The following is an 18,177-nucleotide window of genomic DNA, read 5'->3' as shown; positions in this document are numbered from 1 at the left end:
CGGAATGACTCGTTTGCCATGACGGGTCGGCCGGATTAACACTTTCCTCAATGCAAGTACCGGTGCGTCATCCGGCGTCCGGCGATCCAGTAAAGAGGAACACGATTATGGCCCCGACCAATAATCCCGGCATTGTCGACGGTGAAGATACCGGCGAGAACATGGGTCTCGGTTACGATGACTCGAACGCTCCGACCGATCAGGGCGGAGACCAGATCACCAATGGCGACGACACGATCTACGGCAATGGCGGTGACGACACCATCGATGGTGCCGGCGGCAATGACGTGATTTTCGGCGACGGGCCCGACGGTACGTCCGGTGGCAGCGCGCGTGAAATCTTCCAGTGGGCCGACGCCCCCGGCTTCGCCGATCTCGCCTATGCCAGCGGTTTCACCCAGGACACCGGCGAAGCGTCGATCACCTTCTCCATCGAGAACGAGGATGCAGGGACGCAGAGCCAGTACCAGACCGAGGATCAGCTGACCGCGGGCCTCGACGATGAGGTGGCCGAGGACGCGTCTTTCGAATCCGTGACCAACGTCAACGGCAACAGCACCACCTACCGCTGGACCTCTGACGAAGGCACGATCGAGGATGTCGAGTTCCGTGTGAACGACCTTGACGGCGACGGCCTTGTCGAAGTGCGCGCCTACGATGAGAACGGCAACGAGGTTCCCGTTTACATCGAGGACGCCGGAACCGGTATCGACACCTCGAGCACCAACGGCCTGCCCGGCGACAACTTCGCCGACAGCAACGACCAGAACTACACCGATGACAACGACCCCGAGCATTCCTTCAAGGTCAGCATCCCGGGTCCGGTCGCCTATTTCGAAGTGGTCCACAGCCAGGACGGCGGCGGCAACAGCGGCGTCAACGTCACGGATATCGCCTTCAACGTCTCGGGTGGAGATGTCGGAACGCCGGGCAATGACGACCTGAGCGGCGGCGACGGCGACGATGTCATCGATGGCGGTGGCGGCGAGGATACGATCGACGGCGGTGACGGCGACGACACGCTCTCGGGCGGTGACGACAACGACACCATCACAGGTGGCGACGGCAACGACGTCGTGGAAGACATGGATGGCGACAACACCATCGACACGTCGTCCGACCTCGGCCAGGCGGCCCTGCCCGATCGCGGCTATCCGGGCCTGTTCCCGGCCGACAGCGACCCGAACGACGATCGCGACATGGTCACGACCGGCGACGGCAACGACAGCATCCGCACCGGCGACGACGCCGACACCATCGTGTCGGGCGGCGGCAACGACACGATCAACTCGGGCATCGACGATGACGAGGTCTATGCCGGTGACGGCGACGACCTGATCACCACCGGCGAAGGCTCGGATTACGTCGAAGCGGGCGACGGCAACGACACCGTCTATGGCGGCCTTGGCCCGAGCTTCCCCGATGAACTGAACATCACCGACGAAGACACCGGCTTCCCCAGCCCCGACCTGGTGACCGACAACGGCATGGACACGATCTATGGCGGCGCGGGCGAGGACGTGATCTATGGCGAAGACGACAATGACCTGATCTTCGGCGGCGACGATAACGACTATATCGACGGCGGCATCGACCAGGATACGATCGACGCCGGCGAAGGTGACGACACGCTGATCGGCGGTCAGGGCGACGACTTCCTCGACGGCAATATCGGCAATGACGAAATGACCGGCGGCGACGGCAACGACACGTTCCTCGAGCTGTCGGCCGAGGGTGCCGACACGATCACCGACTTCGGCGTCGGCGACACCGGCTCGATCACCGATGGCGACCAGACCAACAACGACTTCGTCGACCTCAGCAGCTTCTACAACGACACCACGGTGGCCGATGTGAACGCAGCCGGCGGCGACTTCGACACCCCGCTCGAAATGATGCGCGCGGATGCCGAGGATGGTCGTCTCGACGGTAACATCGACGGAACCGACTACTCGGGTCAGATCGGCGGTGTCGATCTCACGCTGCAGGACGGTGCCGGCGGGGCTGTCACCGGGTCGGCTCTGACCTACGACAACACCAACGTGCCCTGCTTCGTCTCCGGCACCCTGATCGCCACGCGCCGCGGCTCTGTTCCGATCGAGGAACTCAAGGCAGGCGACGAAGTGATCACCATGGACCACGGCTTCCAGAAGATCCGCTGGATCGGCTCGACGACCGTCCCGGCGGAGGGCAGCCTTGCCCCGGTGGTGATCCGCAAGGGCGCCATGGGCAACGAGCGTGACCTGCGCGTCTCGCCGCAGCACCGGATGCTGGTGCGTGGCTGGCACGTGGAGCTGATGTTCGGCAAGCCCGAGGCCCTGGTGCCCGCGAAGGCACTGATCAACGACGAGACGGTCTTCCCGCTGGAAGGCGGCACGGTGGATTACTTCCACATGATGTTCGACCGTCACGAGCTGGTCTATGCCGAGGGCATCCCGTCGGAAAGCTTCCACCCCGGTCACGTGGGCATGGGCGCCTTTGCCGAGGATGCCCGCGAGGAAATCCTGCAGCTCTTCCCGGAACTGCGCGAGGATGTCACGGCCTATTCCGAGCCGGTGCGCCCGACCCTGAAGGTGCGCGAAGCCCGGGTGCTGGCCGAGAACCCCGAACTGATCAAAGAGTAAGCGCCCAGGCGCTGAAGGTTCGAGTACAAAGAAGGGGCGCCTTGCGCAAGCCCCTTACCAGATGTGTTGAAGAAAATGCTTCGGTTGGCCACAAAGTGGCCAACCTTATCCTTAGAAACTTGACCTGAACGAATCCACGAATGGAGATATCAGGTGAAGTCCGTCTCGCAAAAATCTGCGACAGGCCCGAAACGGCGCCTTCCTCTCCCGTTTTTCGGAGTGGATGTGAACTTTTGCCGGAATGCGCAATGCGCCCATTTCGGTGTTCGCCCCGATCCCCGTGATGGCCGGGGCCTCAGGCTCTCGGCTGTGAATGCCAACTTTCCTCGCGGGAAAGTCGGAGGCACCGGCGACGACAAATACTTCGAATGCGGATATTGCGGCCAGGAGTCTGTCGTCAAAAACAACCGAGCTATCGTAGAAGAATACACACGCCTGCGGCGATTGCAATGCTTCCACGGTATGGGCAAGTCGTGCCCAAATGCTGATTGCCTTTCACACGGGAAAACGGTGGATAAAAGACCTGATCTCTACTGGAGGACGGGGCGGACCAAAGCTGGGCATCAGCGATACGCCTGTAAGAAATGTCGATCGACATTCACCATTGGCCATCCGGCCCGCAATCATCGACGCCAATCCAAGAACGGGCAGATCCTGAAACTGCTCGTTCACGGAACCTCCCTGTCGAAGATCACGGAGATCGCCGATGTCGCGCCGCGTGATGTCTATCGGAAGATCGACTTCATCTACGATCGGGTTCGAGAGTTCACCGATCGGCGGGAAGGCGATCTCCGCGATGTCGACTGGGTGAGATATGGCCGCCGCTTTGCGACGGACAGCCAGACGCTGACCCTCAACTGGCCCAACCGCAAGAAGCGTGCTTCCGTGTCCGTGCAGCACCTCTGCACCGCGCACGCGAACTCGGGCTTCATCGTCCTCGGGCATCTCCAGTTCGACCCTACGGGCGATATGAGACAGATCGAGGCCGACATGTCGGCCAATGGAGATCTGGCAAAGGACCGCTGCTGGCGGCACCACGGACGTCTCTGGACGGCCTCCGAGTTCAAGAAATATCTCGACGACATCACCGCAGGCGCCGAGATCGACCCCGAGATCCTCGCAGATGTCGATCTGGGTTTACAACTGCCGCATGTAGGCGGCCTCGTGCGCCAAGACATCCAGCAGTTTGCTCACGCGCTGATGCTCCGCCGAATGGTGTCGAGATCCGAAAGCCGCTTCTTTTTCGTTCAGGACGGCGACGCCGGCCTCAGCAAGGCTTTTCTCGCAGCCTTCGCGCCGGAGGTCGCGGTGGGTCGGGTGGATGTGGCAACAGTGTCCTTCGCCAAATACGAGTTCAACGACGCACGCGAGGCTCTCTATGCCCAAGGGCGCCGAGACTTGCGGAATGATCTCAACCTGACCGCACATCAGCTCAACAGCCTGCCGGAGTTCGTGCTGAACGAGGAAATCGACAGGGAGATCGTCAAGCGTCTCGCCGGCAGGCCTATCGGCTCTCCCTTCGATTGGCCGTATCACACGAAGTCCGAACCTTCCCGGGCCGTTGATCTCAAGACGGACCGACCCGAGCTCTCAACAGAGCGATGCGCGAGATTGATGCGTCTCGCCACGCTGCGGAGCGTGGACAGCTATTTCCACAAGATTCGCAGCAATGTGCGGCCAGCATCCCGGCCAGTCTCGACGCCAAGCGCGAATGGCCGAACCTGGGATCGGCACTTCCTCTACAAGCCGGAGATGCTGGTCAAGATCATCGAGATCTACCGCTTTCACCACAACTGGATGGGATCACGGGACACAAAACGAACCCCGGCGATGAAACTCGGCCTCGCTAAGGGCAAAGTCTACGAGCGGGATCTCTTCGGAGAATGAATAAAAAGCGCGCTGCCATTGGCAGCGCGCAATCTTCCACACATACGGTAAGGGGCTTGCGCCTTGCGGGGCGCCCCTTTTTCGTTGCGGGTGTTGTCACGGCGGCGAGAGCCCCAGCTTGTGCGGCGGTATCAGCCTCCGGCGGAACGCTCCCGCCTACTCGCTTTGCAGGTTGTCGGGATTGAACACGTTGCCGAAGCCTGAGTTGTTACTGTCGGCCTCCGGCGCCGTGCTTTCGTCCTCAGATCCACCCTGCAGGTTGGTGGGGTCGAACACGTTGCCGAAGCCCGAGGTATCACTCTCTTCGTCCGGTGCCGCGCTGTTGTCTTCCTCGCTTTGCAGGTTGCCCGGGTCGAAGACGTTCCCGAAGCCGGAGCTGTCGGTCTCTTCTCCCGGTGCCGTGCTCTCTTCTTCCTCTCCCTGCAGGTTGCCGGGATCGAAGACATTGCCGAAGCCGGAATTGTCGCCTGTGTTCGGCGCGGCGTCTTCCGGCGCCTCGGTACCCGGGGTCAGCTCGTCAGGGTCGAACACGCCTTCGAACTTGCGCTGCCGCTCCTCTTCCCGCTGGCGCCGTTCCTCCTCGCGCTGTTCGCGCAGTTCCTGGATGCGCTGCTCGGCTTCGAGGCGCTTCTCTTCCGTCACGCGCTGAATACAGGCGTCGGGGCTGTAGGCCGAGGCGGTGCCCACGACCGTGATCGCACCGATGCAGAAGATCACCAGCACGATGGCGGCAGGGTTGCCAGACAGGAAACGCGGCAGCTTCACACCGCCTGTGACCTCGCCCACGGACTTGTTTTGCCGGGCCGCGAAAGCCAGTTCGCGCCGCCGGATGATCGACTCGTTCAGCAGGGCGAAGAACACGGTCAGCACGACGATGATGAAGGCCAGGGCCGAGATCGACGGGTTGATGCCATAGCGCACCTTCTGGGCCAGTTCGATCGTCAGTGTCGGGTACTGGCCGAAGGTGAAGGTGGTGGTGTTGTAGTTCTCGAAGCTGGCAAGGAAGGCCAGCACCGCGGCCGAGGCGATGGCGGGCCGCATGAACGGCAGCAGCACCTTGCGGAACGCCTGGGCATGGGTGGCGCCGAGGTCGAGCGCCGCTTCGGTTTGTCCGATGTCGTAGCGCTGCAGCCGGGCGACCAGTACCAGCATGCAGTAGCTGGCGATGAAGGTCGACTGGCCGATGACCGTCAGGAAGATGCCGTTCGACAGGAAGCTGTCGGGGCCAAGCCCCAGGAACCGGTTGATCCGGTCCCAGAAGACCAGCGTCGAGATGCCCAGCACCACGCCTGGAATGAGAATCGGCGCGATGATCACCGTGTAATAGGTGGCGCGCAGCTTGGGCCAGATCTGGGTCAGCATCAGCGCCGCCGCCAGACCCATCGCCACCGACAGCACCACAGTGCCCGCGCCGATGATGAAGGAGTTCTTGATCCCGTTCAGGATGCGCTCGTCCCGGAAGAGCTCTCCGAACCAGTCGAATGTCAGGCATTCCCACGGGGTCGCCCGCGGAAAGGCCGACGAGTTGAACGCCGTGACCGACATGATCACCAGCGGCCCCAGCAGGTAGGCGAAGAAGATCGCGAGGTAGATCCAGACGCTGACGCGGATGGCGGACAGGTTCATTTCCCGATATCCCCCATGTTCACCTTGAACAGGCGCATGATCGCCAGAACGAAGAGGATACAGGTCACCAGCAGAACGATCGCGTAGGCCGCGCCCTGCGGCCAGTCATTGTTGTCGTTGAACTGCTGGTAGATCAGCTGGGTAAACCAAAGGCTCGACGGCCCGCCGAGGATCTGCGGCGCGGCCAGCGCGCCGGCGCTCAGCATGAAGACCATGGTGCAGCCCGAGCTGATGCCGGGCTTGGCATAGGGGATGACCACCCGCCGGTGAATCTTGGTCCAGCTCGCGCCCATGTCGCGGGCCGCTTCGATCTGGTTGCGGTCGAGGCTTTCGATCACGTTGTAGATCGGGAAGATCATCAGCAGGATGTAGGCATAGCCGAGGCCCGCATAGAGCGCGATGTCGTTGCGGATGAAGTCGAAGGGCGCGTCGAAGATGCCGAGCCCCATGAGTACCGAGTTGATCACCCCGCTTTCGCCGAAGATGATCCGCAGCGCGAAGGCGCGCAGGATCTCGTTGATCCAGTAGGGGATGATCAGCATCAGCGCGAAAATGCGGATGTGGTTGCCCTTCGACTGCCCGAGGTAATAGGCGATCGGGTAGCACAGGATCAGGTTGAAGAGCGTCACGAATATCGCGGCGATGATCGTGCGGTAGAAGACCCGCAGGTCGACCGAGTTGTAGCTCTGGCTGCCGCCCTCGGGCCCGAAGATCAGGTATTGGTAGTTCTCCAGCGTGTAGACGTCCTTGGGCCCGCCATATTCCGGCGGCGGCAGGTTCGGCCGGAACGAGAAGTCGAGCATCGACAATTGCGGCAGGATGATCAGGCCGATCGTCCAGAACAGGACGAGACCCAGCATGATCAGGCCCATGCCGGTGCCGTTGCGGTTGAAGAATTCTTTCAGGAAGCGGGGCATCACGTCGTCCCCCCTATTCCGTCGCCAGCTCGCCGTGAGGCACGATGATCGCGTTCCTCACGTCATATTCCAGCGTCATCGGCGCCCCGAGATGGCTTTGGAAGGACTGGCCGACATTGGGCAGGGCCACCTTCAGCTCCTTGCCGCCCTCACCCTCCATGAAGATGTTGTAGGCGTTGCCCTCGAATTCCTCGTTGGTGACCTTGGCGGTGACGAAGTGATCGCCCTTGGCGCCGGTCGTGGCGATGGAGAAGGCCTCGGGACGAATGAACACCATCGCCTTGTCGCCGGCTTTCATCTTGCCCCGGTTGGCGGTGGAGATCGTCGCCAGCAAGTCGCCAGAACGGTTGGTCGCGATCACGGCCTCGTCGCCCTTCACCTCCTTGATGGTGCCGCGGAAGACGTTGTTCTCGCCCACGAAGGAGGCCGCAAACGCGGTCGCCGGATCGTTGTAGATGGTGCGGCCCGTGTCGATCTGGTCGATCACGCCGGCCTTCATCACCGCGATCTGGTCGGACATGGTCAGCGCTTCGCCCTGGTCGTGGGTGATGTAGATGAAGGTGATGCCGACACGCTGCTGGATTTCGCGCAGCTCGGTACGCATGTGCTGGCGCAGCTTGAGGTCGAGCGCCGAAAGCGGTTCGTCGAGGAGAAGCACATCAGGCTCGGCACAGAGCGCGCGGGCAATCGCCACCCGCTGCCTCTGGCCACCGGAGAGTTCGGAGGGCAGCTTGTCCCCCTGCCCCTTGAGCGCGATCATCTCGAGCAGCTCGTCGGCGCGCTTGCGGCGTTCGGCCGTGCTGGCGCCCTTGATCTCGAGCGAGAAGGTGATGTTCTCCCACACCTTCATCAGCGGGAACAGCGCGAGGTTCTGGAAGATCAGCGCGGTCGGGCGTTTGTTGGGGCCGATCCCCTTCATGTCGTTGCCGCCGATCAGCACCCGGCCCTCGGAGGGTTCCAGGAACCCCGAAACCGCGCGCAGGATCGTGGTCTTGCCACAGCCTGACGGCCCGAGGAACGAGAAGAAGTTCCCCCCTTTGATGGCCACGTTCGCATCGCGCACCGCGACGAAATCGCCGAACCTGATCCACAGGTTCTCAAGATCGACACCGACCCCCGCACTCATCCGCTATCCCCCGTCTGCCGCGCGCTATTCCGGCCTGTCCCGGGCCGCCGCGCGCTGGTCTGTCATGGAAAAAACCCCGGCCCCGCAAGGGGGCCGGGGGTATTGGCAAGGCGCGGTTCAGGCGCTCTTGAACTTGTTGACGAACTCGGTGCGCACTTCGGCGTACCAGGGTGCTTCGGCCGGCCACGGGTTCAGGTTGGCCAGGCTGTCGCCCGGATAGGCCTCGGCGAAGTTCTTCTTGTAGGTGTCGCCCGAATACTGGTCTGCGCCCAGAACCGGCGAGTTGTAGCCGTGGCTGTCGATCGCGACGCCCGCAGGCTCCTGCTGGTAGGCGAAATCGATGAAGGCGTAGATCTGCTCCATGTTCTGGGCCCCGATCGGCACCGACATGCCGTCGACCCAGGCCATTGCGCCCTCGACCGGCGCCTGGTAGTGCACCGGCTCGCCCGCGGATTTCAGCGCCAGCGGCGGGCCATCCCAGGTCTGGCCGACGATCACACCTTCATTCAGAAGGCCGTTCTTCTGCGTGTCGGCATCGTTCCAGATCAGCTTGATGCGGTTCTTGCGCTCGATGGTCCAGTCGGCGATCTGGGTCCAGACCTTCCGCATGGTTTCCTCGTCGCTATAGGCCGACCACACCGAGCCCGGCTCCATCTGGCCCGAGGCTTCCATGTAGAGGCCGGCGCCCAGCATCATCGAGTGCGCGCGACCCATGGTCTTGCCGGCGTTCTCTTCCGACCAGACATCGCCATAGCTCGGCGCGTCGCCGCTCGGCAGCCACAGGTCGGTGCGATAGGCGATGCCCTCGGTGCCCCAGATATGCGGCAGCCAATGCACGCCTTCACCGCCGAAGTTCCACGCGTCGGTGCCGATCTTGGCCATCGCCGGGTTCACCGCGTCGATGTTGACCTTGCTCATGTCGAAGGGCTGAAGCAGTTCCAGCGGCTCCCACTGGAGCGAGCGGTTGTTGGTGGGGCTGACGATGTCGAAGCCCTGGCCCTTGGTGGCCTTCATCTTGTTGATGATTTCCTCGTTCGAGCCGATGCCGGTGTAGTTGATCTTGATCCCGGTCTCGCCCTCGAAATCGGCGATGAATTTCTCGGGCAGGTAATCCGACCACATCAGGATGTTGATCTCGCCCGACGAGGCCAGCGCGCTTTTCGAATAAAGCGGTGCGGCCAGTGCGGCGGCACCCATCGTGGTGGCCCCCCGCAGAACCGACCGGCGGGTGAGGTTGGATTTGGTTGTCATGTGAATTCTCCCTTCAGGACTTTAGACCCGATGAACCTCGGTAATTCTTGTAACGGTTTTATGTTGCGGAGTGTCGCCCCCAATTCCCATATCGCGAAGTGACAGTTCGCAGAATAGATAAGTCCAGATGTACCGATTCTCCGCAAGTTCTTCCGTCTTGCGGTACAAAATATAGGCAGAAACGGACGAACTGGACTGATCGCGCCGAGGGCGTTCTTCGCTCGCAGGCCTTGCGTCTGCTGGCCGGCCGGCGTCGGCACGAGGTGGGAAACGGCGGGCGATGCCGCGACAGGGAAACATCCTTTTCATTATCATCGACCAACTGCGCACCGATTGCGTGTTCGGGGCGCTGGGGGCGCATGTGGGCCTGCCCAACATCCGCGGGCTGGCGGCAGACGCGGTACGATTCGACCGGCATTTTTCGGTCACCAACCCGTGCGGGCCGTCGCGCGCATCGATCCTGACGGGCCAGTATGCGATGAACCACCGGTCCATCCGGAACGGCACGCCCCTGGCTCATGACACGCCCAACCTTGCCACCGAGCTGCGCGGCGCGGGCTACGACCCGCTGCTTTTCGGCTATACCGACACCTCGCAGGATCCCCGCGCATGGCCCGAGGGGCACCCGGCGCTGACAACCTACGAGTATCCGATGGCGGGGTTCCGGGAAATCGTCGAGATGCGGCTGGAGGAATCCCTCCCCTGGCGCGCGCATCTGCTGGCAAGGGGGTATCCGGCAGAGGATTATGCGAAGGTCTACATTCCCAAGGCCCCCGAAGGCCGGGCGCTCCGGCTTGGCGACCCCGCTCTCTATGCCGCCGGGGACAGCGACACCGCGTTCCTGACCGATCGGTTTCTCGATCACATGAAAGGCCTGGCGGCGCGCCCGTGGTGCGCGCACCTGACCTATATCCGCCCGCATCCGCCGCTTGTGGCACCGGCGCCCTATCATGCGTTGGTGAACCCGGCCGCTCTTCCCCTGCCCGCCCGGATGGGAACGGCAGAGGACGAGCAGGCGCTGCATCCGTTCATGGCCCCTGCACAGGCCCACGCCCCGATTTCGGCGATGGTGGACGGGTTCGGCGAGCTGCGGCCCACCGACGAGGCCGTGCAGCAGCTTCGCGCCACGTATCTCGGGCTGGCGGCAGAGGTCGACCATCACATCGGCCGGGTGCTGGAGTTTTTGAAAGCCACCGATCAATATGACCAAACCCTGATCGTGCTGACCGCCGATCATGGTGAAATGCTGGGCGACCGGCACATGTGGGGCAAGCTGAGCGTCTTCGACGCCGCGTACCGCACACCGCTGATCATCCGGGTGCCGGGCAACGCGGCGCAGGCGGGGCGGCAGGTCGACGCGATCACCGAGTCGATCGACATCACGCCCACGATCCTCGACTGGGCCGGCCTTCAGCCGCCCAACGCGATGGACGGACCATCCTTGCTGCCCTTGCTGGCGGGCGAGGCCCCTTCAGGCTGGCGGGACCATAGCTATTCCGAGATCGACCTGTCGGACCCGCTTACGCCCACGGCGTTCGAGAACCAGCTCGGCCTTGGCAAGGCAGAGGGCGGCGTTGCGATCCTGCGAGAGGAGCGGTTCACCCTGGTCGAGTTTGCCGCCGACCTGCCCCCCATCCTGTTCGACAAGGCCGCGGAGGGCGAATTCGCGAATGTCGCGGATGACCCGGCCCATTCCGCCGACCTGGCCCGCCTGACCCGGAAGATGCTACGCCACAGGATGCGGCAAGCCGATCAGACGCTGGCGCTGACGACCATAACGCCTGATGGCCCGAAGACAGTTGAACGCTTCCGGCGTTGACCGGCGGCAGGCTTACCCCGGCCAGGGCAGCGAATAGGTCTTCACGTTGGTGAAGAACTTCATCGCCTCGATCACGCCTTCCTTGACGCCATTGCCCGAGTCCTTGATGCCGCCGAAGGGCGACATCTCGATCCGGTAGCCCGGCTGCTCCCAGATGTTGCAGGTGCCCACGTTCAGCCCATTAATATACGCGATGGCCCGGTTGAGGTCGTTGGTGCAGACGCCGGAGGACAGGCCGAATGGCGTGCCGTTCGATATCCGCATGACCTCGGTATCATCGTCCGGCACGCGCACGATGGGAATGATCGGGCCGAAGGTTTCTTCCATCACCAGGTCACACTCATGCGGCACCCGGTCGACCACGATCGGCGGCAGCAGGGCCCCGTCACGGCCGGGATGGTAGAGAATGGTGGCGCCGGCTTTCTCGGCGTCGTGGACCCGCGCTTCGAACAGCTCGGCGGCCTGCGCGTGGATCACGCAGCCGAGTTGCGTTTCGGGGTCCTGCGGATCGCCGAACCGAATGGCCTTCGCCTGTTCCAGCACCAGAGGCACGAAGGCGTCGGCCACGCTGTCCTGCACGAGAATGCGCTTGATCGCGGTGCAGCGCTGACCGGAATTGCCCGTCGCACCGGCGACGGCGATGGTGGCGGCCTTCTCGAGATCGGCCTGCGACAGGTCGTTGCACACGATCAACGGGTCGTTCCCGCCAAGCTCGAGCGCCGTGCGCCTGTAGCCGGCTTTCGACGCGATCATCTTGCCCACGGGCACCCCGCCGGTGAAGGTGATGATGTCGATATTGTCGTTGGTGATCATCTCGTCGCCGATATCTGCCGGCCAGCCGGTCACTACCTGGAACATCTCGGGCGGCAGGCCGGCCTCGTAAAGAATATCCGCCAGCGCCAGCGCGGTCAGGGGCGTCAGCTCGGTCGGCTTGCAGACCATGCAGTTGTTGGTGGCGATCGACGGCGCGATCTTGTGGCTGACCATGTTGAGCGGGTGGTTGAACGGCGTGATGGCGGAGATCGCCCGAACAGGCTCGCGCTTGGTGAAGATCTTCCGGGCCTTGCCGTTATGGGTGAGGTCGCAGGAAAAGACCTCGCCATCGTCCTTCAGCGCCTCGGCCGCGGCAAATTGAAAGACATCCTGCGCACGCTTCGTCTCGTAGATGGCGTGCTGGTGGCAGATGCCAAGCTCCAGCACCAGCCACCTGGCGAGGTCCTCGCGGCGTTCGCCGATCAACGCCCCGGCCTTTTGCAGGATCTGGCTGCGGTCGAAGCGGGTGAGCTTCGGCGTGTAGCCGGCCGCAATCTCGAAAGCGCGGCGGGCGTGGTCGGCGGTGCCGGCGGGGACCGTGCCGATGACCTCGTCGGTATAGGGGTAGCGCACCTCGACGACGGCTTCGGTGTAGACAGTCTCGCCACCGATCCGCATGCCGTCCCGGCGGATGTCGTCCTTGCTCATTCTCAGGTCCTTCAGATCAGACGGGGTGTCTCGCATGCTCTTGTAACGATTTTGCGGTCGGCATGGCAGTCAATGGTGACGGTCGCCGGGCACGGTCAACACGCCCAAAGGGGGATTTACACCAGCATTCCGACAGCCGCCATGAGGCCGCACACGCATGGCGATAATTTTGGGCAAAAACCGGCAAAACCTACCATGCAATGACCTTGGCCTTGCCCTATTCCTGCTCAGATTTCTGATCATATTCAGTCTTGGCCATGACGAGTATTTTTGTTTGGAGGGTACCCGCGCGCGGGCTTCGCTCGTAAGAAAAGACCGCATCATTGCATGCCAAACCGTCGCGTTGCGACGGAGGTAGGCTGCAGCCTGAACCGATGCATGACTTCTTTCGACAAGGCAGCCTATCTGGCTGCGCGTGTTTCGGGGCGGATGCCGTGCGGACAAAGCACGGTACCCGCCCCGAAAGTTTTTCTGCCCTGCCCCGTTTCCATGCCCGGTCTGGTTGTCGGCCGCGCAGCATTTCCCGGCCCGAGCCTTGCGCACGTCTCCGCGACGTGAGATGTTCCGACATGCGCATGCAGCAGGCAGATCAGGGAGGACCAAGATGACCGCAACCCGCCAGAAGCGTCGTGTCCAGATTGTCTGCGCAGCCCTCCTGCACATCCCGATTGTCGCGATCGCGGCCTATGCCCTGGCGAACGGGTTCGGCGAGCATGTCGGCATTCTGTCCGTCGGGCTGGTGGCGACCGTGGCCGCGACGCTTCTGATCGTGCCTTACATCGGTCGCATCATGGATGGCAGCTCGGTTCCGGCGGCAGGCTGAGCGCTCAGACGAACAGGTAGATGATCCACGCCAGCAGGGCAGCCTTGGCCACGGCGAGCGTGACCACCAGCGCCCGGTTTTCCGGTGCGCGGACAGCGTCGATCAGGCCTCCCCTGACCGACCTGCTCTGCTCGCCGAAAAGGGTTAACTCAATGTTACTGAGCACACGGGGCGGCGGTGCCACCTCGGCCCCGGCGCCGATATCGTAATGGGCGGTGAAACGCTCGCTCCAGTAACGATAGGCCTCTCGCATCTCAGGATCGTCGTCCAGATCGTGGCGCGCGCGCTCACCCTCGCCTTCCTCGAGAAGGCCGAGTGCAAGTTCGCCTGCCAATGCGATCTTCTCGGTATTCACGGCCAACCTCGTGTCAGACTCGTCAAAAAACCCGCCGATCAGGTTTCCCTAGGGTGGACCATTCCGCGCTTTTAGGCAACGCGCCAGCAAATTTCAGCCGAAACAGGTTAACAATGCCTTTTCTAGCCGCACTTTGAGTGGCCGCAATTGACGCAGGTCATGCAGCCCTCGACCATCCGCATGTCGAATTGCCCGCAGGCCGGGCAGGCCGGGCCGCGTTTGCCGGGCAGGTTGACGACCTCGGCGGTCGGGTCGCTCTTGAGGCCCAGCCCCTCGCCTTCCAGGAAGCCGATCTGGATCATGTGCCGTTCCAGCACGCCACCGATGGCGGCGAGTATGGAGGGGATGTACTTGCCGTTCATCCAGGCCCCGCCGCGCGGGTCGAAGACGGCTTTCAGCTCTTCCACCACGAAGGAGACGTCGCCGCCGCGGCGGAAAACGGCCGAGATCATCCGGGTCAGCGCCACGGTCCAGGCGAAATGCTCCATGTTCTTGGAGTTGATGAACACCTCGAACGGGCGGCGGTGGCCGTTGAGAACGATGTCGTTGACGGTGACATAGATCGCGTGGTTGCTGTCGGGCCATTTCAGCTTGTAGGTCGCGCCGTCGAGCTCCGCCGGGCGGTCAAGCGGTTCGGACATGTAGACCACGTCGCCCCCCTCTTCCGGCAGGCCGCCATCGTTGACGGGTGTCTCGCCGGGGACCTTGTCAGCCTTCTCGCTCACGCTCAGGACCGAGCCGGTCACGTCGTTGGGGCGGTAGGTGGTGCAGCCCTTGCAGCCGGTTTCGTAGGCCTGCATGTAGACGTTCTTGAACGCCTCGAAGCTGATATCCTCGGGCACGTTGATGGTCTTGGAAATCGAGGAATCGACCCATTTCTGGGCCGCGGCCTGCATGCGGACGTGATCCTCGGGTTCGAGCATCTGGGCGTTGACGAAATAGTCGGGCAGCTCGGCATCACCGAACTTGTCGCGCCACATCTGGACGGCGTAATCCTCGACCTCTTCCTCGGTGCGGGAGCCGTCTTTCTGCAGCACCTTGCGGGTGTAGGAATAGGCGAAGACCGGCTCGATGCCGGAGGAGACGTTGCCGGCGTAGAGGCTGATCGTGCCGGTGGGCGCGACGGAGGTGAGAAGCGCGTTGCGGATGCCGTGTTCGGCCACGGCGGCGCGCACGTCTTCGTCCATCGCCTGCATGGTGCCGCTGGCGAGGAAGGCGTCGGCGTCGAAGAGGGGGAAGGCGCCCTTTTCCTTGGCCAGTTCGACCGAGGCGAGATAGGCCGCGCGGGCGATGCGGTGCATCCAGCGCTCGGTCTGTTCGGCGGCCTCTTCCGTGCCGTAGCGCATGCCCTTCATCAGAAGGGCATCGGCGAGGCCGGTGACGCCAAGGCCGATGCGGCGCTTGGCCTGGGCTTCCTGCCGCTGCTGTTCGAGCGGGAAGTTCGAGACGTCGACCACGTCGTCCATCATGCGGATGGCGGTGCCGACCAGTTCATCGAGCTCGGCCTCGTCCACATGGGCCGTGGCCTCGAACGGCTCGCGCACGAGCCGGGCCAGGTTGATCGAACCCAGCAGGCAGGCGCCATAGGGCGGCAGGGGCTGCTCGCCACAGGGGTTGGTGGCCGAGATCGTCTCGCAATAGGCGAGATTGTTGGCCTCGTTGATGCGGTCGATGAAGATCACGCCGGGCTCGGCGAAATCATAGGTCGCCTGCATGATCCGGTTCCACAGGTCGCGGGCCTGGATGGTGTGATAGACCTTGCCGCCGAAACTCAGCTCCCACGGGCCGTCGGCCTTCACGGCCTCCATGAAGGCATCGGTGACCAGGACCGAAAGGTTGAACATGCGCAGGCGGGAGGCGTCGGCCTTGGCGGCGACGAAATCCTCGACATCGGGGTGGTCGCAGCGCATGGTGGCCATCATGGCGCCGCGGCGGGAGCCGGCGGACATGATGGTGCGGCACATGGCATCCCAGACATCCATGAAGGACAAAGGCCCGCTGGCGTCGGCGGAGACGCCTTTCACCTCGGCGCCGCGGGGTCGGATGGTGGAGAAGTCATAGCCGATCCCCCCGCCCTGCTGCATGGTGAGCGCGGCCTCGCGGAGGGCGTTGAAGATGCCGTCGAGATTATCGGGGATGGTGCCCATGACGAAGCAATTGAAGAGCGTCACCTGGCGCGCGGTGCCGGCGCCGGCGGTGATGCGGCCGGCGGGGAGGAAGCGGAAGTCCTCGAGTGCCGTGAAGAATTTCTCTTCCCACGTCCCGGGATCGGCCTCGTTCTGCGCCAGCGCGCGGGCCACGCGGCGCCACGTGTCCTCGACCGTGCGGTCATGCACGGTGCCGTCGCCATCCTTCAGGCGGTATTTCATGTCCCAGATGGATTCGGCGATGGGGGCGGCGAAACGGCTCATGTCAGGGATATCCCGGGCTTTCGTGAAAGAACGCTCAAGATACCAGCTATTGAAGTCGGATGATACCCATATACTCTCTCTGGTAGGAGAATCTTATGGCCAAACTGCATCTCATCAAACTCAGCGTCGGTTCGAAGAACGTGGAAAGCATGTCGGACTGGCAGGCGACCCGCCGGGCGCAGACCGAGGACGGGCTGCCCCGTCACATCACCCGGATGTGGCCGCGGCGGGCGGACGAGGTGCTGGATGGCGGCTCGCTTTACTGGGTGATCCAGGGGCTGGTGCAGTGCCGTCAGCGGATCCTGCGGTTCGACGAGGTGATCGGGCAGGACGGGATCAGGCGCTGTGCCATCGTGCTGGACCCGGAGATCGTCCGGACGACCACCGCGCAGAAGCGGCCGTTCCAGGGGTGGCGGTACCTGCAGCCGGGCGATGCGCCGGGCGATCTGCCGGCGTCGCGGCAGGACGAGGACGCCCTGCCCGCCGGGCTGTCGGCGGCGCTGGCCGATATCGGGGTTTTGTGACGGTCGCCGAGGTTTTCCGGAAACGGGGTGCGAATCGGGGTTAACGCCCTGTTTTTACGGCAATTCGCCATGTCGGTATCACGTCGGTATTACGTCGGTATTTTGTCGGTGCGCAGGACGGTGGATCACCGGGTTAATCCAGCGTGCGCGGGCGTTGCGCCAAATCGCCGGTCTGCGGCGACGAACGACCGCGCGCCTTGCCCCCAGAAAGCATGGGCGATGCGTGATTGCCACACATCGGACCTGACGCGAAGTCATGCGCAGGAACCAGCCTAAACGCCTGAATCAACGGCTAAATCCAGCCAGTTCACGCCCGGCGGCATCGCGGATGATCACGAATTCCTGAACCTGTGCCCTCACCCCCTTGTCACCTCGCCGCAGGCGGTTATGTGCCCCCAACACTCTTCGGACGCGAGAAATGCCGAAGGGGTGCCCGGCGCCGCACAGCGGACCGGACGGAGCAGAAAAGACCATGGTCGTCAGGACAAAGGAGACCAGACATGAAGAGAACGCTTACCGTACTTGCGGCAACCTCCGCGCTCGTCGCCGGCCCCGCGCTGGCAGGCAGCCTCGAGCCCGCCCCGCAGGAACAGCCGGTCACGGCGCCGGTTCCGCAGCCCGTGAACTATGGCCCCGACTGGACCGGCTTCTACGCCGGTGGTCAGCTGGGCTATGGCAACGTCGAGACCAGCGCCCCCGGCCTTGATGGCGACGGCGCCATCGGCGGTCTGACCTTCGGGTACGACTACGACCTCGGCAACTGGGTCGTGGGTGCCGGCATGGACTATGACTTTGCCGACATCTCGCTGTCGCCCGCGAACACGCTCGAGAACGTGTATCGCGTGAAACTGCGCAGCGGCTACAAGGTCGGCGACGGCCTGATCTACGGCACCGGCGGTTATGCCAATGCCGATGTCAGCGGCGCAGGCGACGACGACGGCTATTTCGTCGGCGCGGGCTATGAGCACCTTGTCGGCGAAAACCTGTCGGTTGGCGGCGAGGTTCTGTACCACGAGTTCGACAATTTCAACTCGACCACCACCGACGTCGAAGCGACGACGGTTCAGGTGCGCGGTACCTTCCGCTTCTGATCGAAAAGCGGTTCGGGCCGGCCAGGCCCGAACCGCGTAAAATGTGATTTTCGTGCAAAGTTTTTCGGCGATTTTCCGCCAAAAGACCGCCAAAAATCGTGTTTGCGTGCCCTTGGGTCACATAGGCGCAACACTCAAAGAATGATAACTTTTTCTTTTGTTGCAGACGTTGAGTGAAAAAGGCACGACCCTAACTTAGAATGACCAAGCGCCGGGCACCTGCTCGGACACACCACTCAACCAAGCACAACAGGCTCGCCTC

Annotated in this window: 13 protein-coding genes; 6 read left to right on the top strand and 7 right to left on the bottom strand. The window is 63.0% G+C overall.

Annotated features, from left to right (window positions below; genetic code table 11):
- Positions 1-107 precede the first annotated feature (107 nt).
- Both RIdsm_RS10680 and RIdsm_RS10675 read left to right on the top strand, forming a co-directional pair.
- Complete coding sequence (locus RIdsm_RS10680) at positions 108-2,624, top strand: Hint domain-containing protein (protein WP_057819525.1); 2,517 nt, start codon at positions 108-110, stop codon at positions 2,622-2,624.
- Between the two features lie 153 nt (positions 2,625-2,777).
- The gene (locus tag RIdsm_RS10675; RefSeq protein WP_143100418.1) at positions 2,778-4,511 is read left to right on the top strand and encodes an IS1 family transposase; all 1,734 of its coding nucleotides are present in this window, start codon (positions 2,778-2,780) and stop codon (positions 4,509-4,511) included.
- A 156-nt stretch (positions 4,512-4,667) separates the two neighbouring features.
- Here the strand turns inward: RIdsm_RS10675 and RIdsm_RS10670 are convergent, their stop codons facing one another.
- The 4 genes from RIdsm_RS10670 to RIdsm_RS10655 all read right to left on the bottom strand — a co-directional run bounded on the left by RIdsm_RS10670 (position 4,668) and on the right by RIdsm_RS10655 (position 9,431).
- Entirely contained in the window at positions 4,668-6,137 is a 1,470-nt protein-coding gene (locus RIdsm_RS10670) for an ABC transporter permease (protein ID WP_082647259.1), read from the bottom strand.
- Positions 6,134-7,054: an ABC transporter permease gene (locus RIdsm_RS10665; RefSeq protein WP_057813329.1), complete on the bottom strand. Its 921-nt coding sequence runs from the start codon at positions 7,052-7,054 to the stop codon at positions 6,134-6,136. Before RIdsm_RS10665 ends, RIdsm_RS10670 begins: the two co-directional genes overlap by 4 nt.
- 13 nt (positions 7,055-7,067) lie before the next feature.
- On the bottom strand, positions 7,068-8,180 hold the full coding sequence (locus RIdsm_RS10660) for an ABC transporter ATP-binding protein (RefSeq protein WP_057813331.1): 1,113 nt from the start codon (positions 8,178-8,180) through the stop codon (positions 7,068-7,070).
- A 117-nt stretch (positions 8,181-8,297) separates the two neighbouring features.
- Positions 8,298-9,431, bottom strand: coding sequence for an extracellular solute-binding protein (locus RIdsm_RS10655; protein ID WP_057813333.1), 1,134 nt, complete (start codon positions 9,429-9,431; stop codon positions 8,298-8,300).
- Positions 9,432-9,711: 280 nt separating this feature from the next.
- Here RIdsm_RS10655 and RIdsm_RS10650 point away from each other — a divergent pair, with 280 nt between their 5' ends.
- Positions 9,712-11,250: an alkaline phosphatase family protein gene (locus tag RIdsm_RS10650; RefSeq protein WP_057813335.1), complete on the top strand. Its 1,539-nt coding sequence runs from the start codon at positions 9,712-9,714 to the stop codon at positions 11,248-11,250.
- A gap of 12 nt (positions 11,251-11,262) precedes the next feature.
- Here RIdsm_RS10650 and phnY read toward each other — a convergent pair whose 3' ends face one another.
- Entirely contained in the window at positions 11,263-12,711 is a 1,449-nt protein-coding gene (gene phnY / locus RIdsm_RS10645) for a phosphonoacetaldehyde dehydrogenase (RefSeq protein ID WP_057813337.1), read from the bottom strand.
- A gap of 604 nt (positions 12,712-13,315) precedes the next feature.
- On the opposite strand from phnY, the gene RIdsm_RS10640 reads away from it, so the two are divergent.
- Positions 13,316-13,534, top strand: coding sequence for a hypothetical protein (locus tag RIdsm_RS10640; protein ID WP_057813338.1), 219 nt, complete (start codon positions 13,316-13,318; stop codon positions 13,532-13,534).
- A 4-nt stretch (positions 13,535-13,538) separates the two neighbouring features.
- Here the strand turns inward: RIdsm_RS10640 and RIdsm_RS10635 are convergent, their stop codons facing one another.
- The gene (locus tag RIdsm_RS10635) at positions 13,539-13,889 is read right to left on the bottom strand and encodes a hypothetical protein (protein ID WP_143100417.1); all 351 of its coding nucleotides are present in this window, start codon (positions 13,887-13,889) and stop codon (positions 13,539-13,541) included.
- A 122-nt stretch (positions 13,890-14,011) separates the two neighbouring features.
- A complete protein-coding gene (locus tag RIdsm_RS10630) occupies positions 14,012-16,300 on the bottom strand; it encodes an adenosylcobalamin-dependent ribonucleoside-diphosphate reductase (protein WP_057813343.1) in 2,289 nt (762 codons plus the stop codon).
- 95 nt (positions 16,301-16,395) lie between these two features.
- On the opposite strand from RIdsm_RS10630, the gene RIdsm_RS10625 reads away from it, so the two are divergent.
- Both RIdsm_RS10625 and RIdsm_RS10620 read left to right on the top strand, forming a co-directional pair.
- On the top strand, positions 16,396-16,824 hold the full coding sequence (locus RIdsm_RS10625) for a DUF1489 family protein (RefSeq protein ID WP_057813345.1): 429 nt from the start codon (positions 16,396-16,398) through the stop codon (positions 16,822-16,824).
- A 500-nt stretch (positions 16,825-17,324) separates the two neighbouring features.
- Positions 17,325-17,915, top strand: coding sequence for an outer membrane protein (locus tag RIdsm_RS10620; RefSeq protein ID WP_057813347.1), 591 nt, complete (start codon positions 17,325-17,327; stop codon positions 17,913-17,915).
- Positions 17,916-18,177: the final 262 nt, after the last annotated feature.

It is taken from the genome of Roseovarius indicus (genome assembly GCF_008728195.1).
Lineage (GTDB): Bacteria > Pseudomonadota > Alphaproteobacteria > Rhodobacterales > Rhodobacteraceae > Roseovarius > Roseovarius indicus.
This window is presented reverse-complemented; position numbering and strand designations above follow the sequence as displayed.

Bases quoted from the DNA above. Each gene is read 5' to 3' on its own strand.
- RIdsm_RS10630 (WP_057813343.1), bottom strand. From the start codon at position 16,300: ATGAGCCGTTTCGCCGCCCCCATCGCCGAATCCATCTGGGACATGAAA.
- RIdsm_RS10625 (WP_057813345.1), top strand. From the start codon at position 16,396: ATGGCCAAACTGCATCTCATCAAACTCAGCGTCGGTTCGAAGAACGTG.
- RIdsm_RS10660 (WP_057813331.1), bottom strand. From the start codon at position 8,180: ATGAGTGCGGGGGTCGGTGTCGATCTTGAGAACCTGTGGATCAGGTTC.
- RIdsm_RS10650 (WP_057813335.1), top strand. From the start codon at position 9,712: ATGCCGCGACAGGGAAACATCCTTTTCATTATCATCGACCAACTGCGC.
- phnY (WP_057813337.1), bottom strand. From the start codon at position 12,711: ATGAGCAAGGACGACATCCGCCGGGACGGCATGCGGATCGGTGGCGAG.
- RIdsm_RS10670 (WP_082647259.1), bottom strand. From the start codon at position 6,137: ATGAACCTGTCCGCCATCCGCGTCAGCGTCTGGATCTACCTCGCGATC.
- RIdsm_RS10620 (WP_057813347.1), top strand. From the start codon at position 17,325: ATGAAGAGAACGCTTACCGTACTTGCGGCAACCTCCGCGCTCGTCGCC.
- RIdsm_RS10655 (WP_057813333.1), bottom strand. From the start codon at position 9,431: ATGACAACCAAATCCAACCTCACCCGCCGGTCGGTTCTGCGGGGGGCC.
- RIdsm_RS10665 (WP_057813329.1), bottom strand. From the start codon at position 7,054: ATGCCCCGCTTCCTGAAAGAATTCTTCAACCGCAACGGCACCGGCATG.
- RIdsm_RS10680 (WP_057819525.1), top strand. From the start codon at position 108: ATGGCCCCGACCAATAATCCCGGCATTGTCGACGGTGAAGATACCGGC.
- RIdsm_RS10640 (WP_057813338.1), top strand. From the start codon at position 13,316: ATGACCGCAACCCGCCAGAAGCGTCGTGTCCAGATTGTCTGCGCAGCC.